Origin of the sequence: Microbacterium resistens NBRC 103078, assembly GCF_001552355.1 — a bacterium.
Lineage (GTDB): Bacteria > Actinomycetota > Actinomycetes > Actinomycetales > Microbacteriaceae > Microbacterium > Microbacterium resistens.
This window is the reverse complement of the sequence record NZ_BCRA01000185.1, coordinates 1-2,654: the sequence shown is the minus strand read 5'-3', so window position 1 is coordinate 2,654 and position 2,654 is coordinate 1. Positions and strand designations below refer to the sequence as shown.

The following is a 2,654-nucleotide window of genomic DNA, read 5'->3' as shown; positions in this document are numbered from 1 at the left end:
CGAAATGCGCTCACCCCCGGGCGTCGGGCGTTTCGTCTCGCTTCGCTCGCTCAACGACCGACCCCCTTCCGGTCGTTGAGCGAGGAGCGCAGCGACGAGACGAAACGCGGTGACCGAACCTCGCCGACGGCGCGGTACGGGATCCGTGACGGTGTCGGGCGGGACCGGCATGATGGGTCCATGGCCACGCACGCATCGCACTGGAGCGCTCCCGCCGCCGAGATCCTCCGAGTGGAGCCGGGTGTCCGACTCGCCGACATCGATCCCGACGCCCATCCGGGCTTCGACGGGGACAAGGCGGCCGGCGCGGCGGAACTGGAGCTGCGCCGTGAGCGCCTCGGCGAGCTGCAGGAGCGGCTCTTCGCCGAGAGCGTCGCGGGTGAGGCCCACGACGCCGTGCTGCTCGTGCTCCAGGCGATGGACTCGGCGGGCAAGGGCGGCATCGTCCGTCACGTCGTCGGCGGCGTGGATCCGCAGGGCGTCGAATTGGCCGCGTTCAAGGCGCCGACGGCGGAGGAGCGGGCCCACGACTTCCTGTGGCGCATCGAGAAGCGCCTGCCGCGCCACGGGTTCATCGGCGTGTTCGACCGCTCGCACTACGAGGACGTGCTGATCGGCCGGGTGCGCCACCTCGCGGACGACGCCGAGATCGAACGGCGGTACGGGGCGATCCGGGACTTCGAGGAGCGCGTCGCGGCGACCGGCACCCGCATCGTGAAGGTGATGCTGCACATCGGGGCCGACGAGCAGAAACAGCGCCTCATGGAGCGGCTGGACCGTCCCGACAAGCACTGGAAGTTCAACCCCGGCGACGTGGACGAGCGCATGCTCTGGGACGACTACATGGCCGCGTACGAGACGGTCTTCGCGCGCACCTCGTCGGATGCCGCCCCCTGGCACGTGGTCCCGGCCAATCGCAAGTGGTATGCCCGGCTGGCCGTCCAGGAGCTGCTCATCTCCGCACTCGAGGACATCGACCCGCAGTGGCCCGTGGCGGACTTCGACGTCGCCGCGGAACGCGCTCGCCTCGCAGCGACGTGACCCGGGATCCGGCGATGGACGACCCCTCGACGGGGCAGGGCGTCGTGGTGCGTCCCGCCGAACGCGACGACGTGGACGCGCTCGTCACGCTCCGCGCCGAGATGTTCCTGGCGATCGGCGCCGCAGGTGCGGAGGAACCGGGGTGGCGTCGAGCGGCGCGGGACTGGTTCCTCGTGCACGTCGACGATCCCGCGGTGTGCATCGCGGTGGTCGAGGAGGAGGGCGCCGTCGTCTCCGTCGCGATCGGCGTACGGGAGGACGGCATCCCGTCCCCGGGCGGCGACGGCTCCCGCGTCCATCTCTCGAACGTCTCGACCCTTCCCCACGCGCGGCATCGCGGACATGCCCGTCGAGCCGTCGCGTCGGTCCTGGAGTGGGCGGACGGCCAGGCGGTCGCGCGCACGGAGCTGTTCGCGACCGAGGAGGGGCGTCCGCTCTACGCGTCGTTCGGGTTCCGGGTGCACCCCTTCCCGTCGATGCGGCGTCCCCGGCCCTGAGGGCCGGCGGACGGCGCCGCGTCAGGCCAGCGCGTCCACGATCGGGCGGAACTTCACGCGGGTCTCCAGCAGTTCGGTCTCCGGATCGCTGCCGGCGACGATCCCGGCGCCGGCGTAGGCGGTGATCGGGATGGTCCCGGCGTGCGCGTCGCTCTCGTCGATCTGCGCGCAGCGCAGCGCGATCGCCCATTCGCCGTCGCCGTCGCCGTCGATCCATCCGACGGGCCCGGCGTAGCGTCCCCGGTCGAACGGCTCGAGGCGGCGGATCGCGTCCATCGCGAGGTCGGTGGGCGTCCCCGCCACGGCGGCGGTCGGGTGCAGCGCCCCGACGAGGTCGAGCGCGGATCCGCCGTCGGACAGCTCGCCCTCCACGTCGGTCGCGAGGTGGAACAGGTTGGGCAGCTTGAGCATGAACGGCTGGTCGCTCGCGGCGAGCGCCCGGGTGTGCGGACGCAGCGACGCGAGCACGCTCTGCACGGCATACGCGTGCTCGTCGAGATCCTTGGTGCTGGAGGCGAGGTGGGCGGACGCGGCGGTGTCGGCGTCCGCGTCGGCTCCGCGGCCGATCGTCCCCGCCAGCACGCGTGCGGTCACGGTGCGCTCGTGCACCGTGACGAGCGTCTCCGGGCTCGCCCCGATCATGCCGTCGACGGCATACGTCCAGGTGTCGGGGTACCCGGTCGCGAGGGCGCGGACGAGGCGGCGCACGTCCGATCCCGCGGGGATCGTGCCGATCAGGTCCCGGGCGAGGACGGCCTTCTGGTAGCGGCCGTCCACGATCTCCGACACCGCTCGGCGGACGGAGTCCTGGTAGCCCTGCGGTCCTTGCGCGCCCGGGCCGAGGGTCGCGGACCAGTGCGGTCCGTACTCCCGCGGGGAGGGGGCGTCCGCGGCGTCGTCGGCGTCGGGGGCGTCGGGGTCGGTGATGCGCGTGAGCCAGGTGCGTCCGGCATGGCGGCCGATGACCGCCTCCGGGACCAGGATCACGCTGTCGCGCGCCGAGCGTCCGTCGAACACGAGCGCGCCGAACCCGACCAGGCCGGTGCCGGGGATGCGCAGCGGGTCGTCGACCCGGGCGCCCTCGGACAGCGTGCGCCACTGCGCCGCGAGCTCCGC

Annotated in this window: 3 protein-coding genes; 2 read left to right on the top strand and 1 reads right to left on the bottom strand. The window is 72.9% G+C overall.

The genetic code is table 11. From position 1 onward, the window contains the following. Positions 1 to 180: 180 nt before the first annotated feature. Positions 181 to 1,041 carry a polyphosphate kinase 2 family protein gene (locus tag MR1_RS18665; RefSeq protein ID WP_067250670.1) on the top strand — a complete coding sequence of 287 codons (861 nt, stop codon included), beginning with the start codon at positions 181 to 183 and terminating at the stop codon, positions 1,039 to 1,041. A gap of 14 nt (positions 1,042 to 1,055) precedes the next feature. Continuing rightward, on the top strand, positions 1,056 to 1,538 hold the full coding sequence (locus tag MR1_RS18660; RefSeq protein ID WP_067250667.1) for a GNAT family N-acetyltransferase: 483 nt from the start codon (positions 1,056 to 1,058) through the stop codon (positions 1,536 to 1,538). A 21-nt stretch (positions 1,539 to 1,559) separates the two neighbouring features. Here the strand turns inward: MR1_RS18660 and MR1_RS18655 are convergent. Then, on the bottom strand, positions 1,560 to 2,654 hold a 1,095-nt coding region (locus MR1_RS18655; RefSeq protein WP_067250664.1), incomplete at its 5' end, for an isochorismate synthase.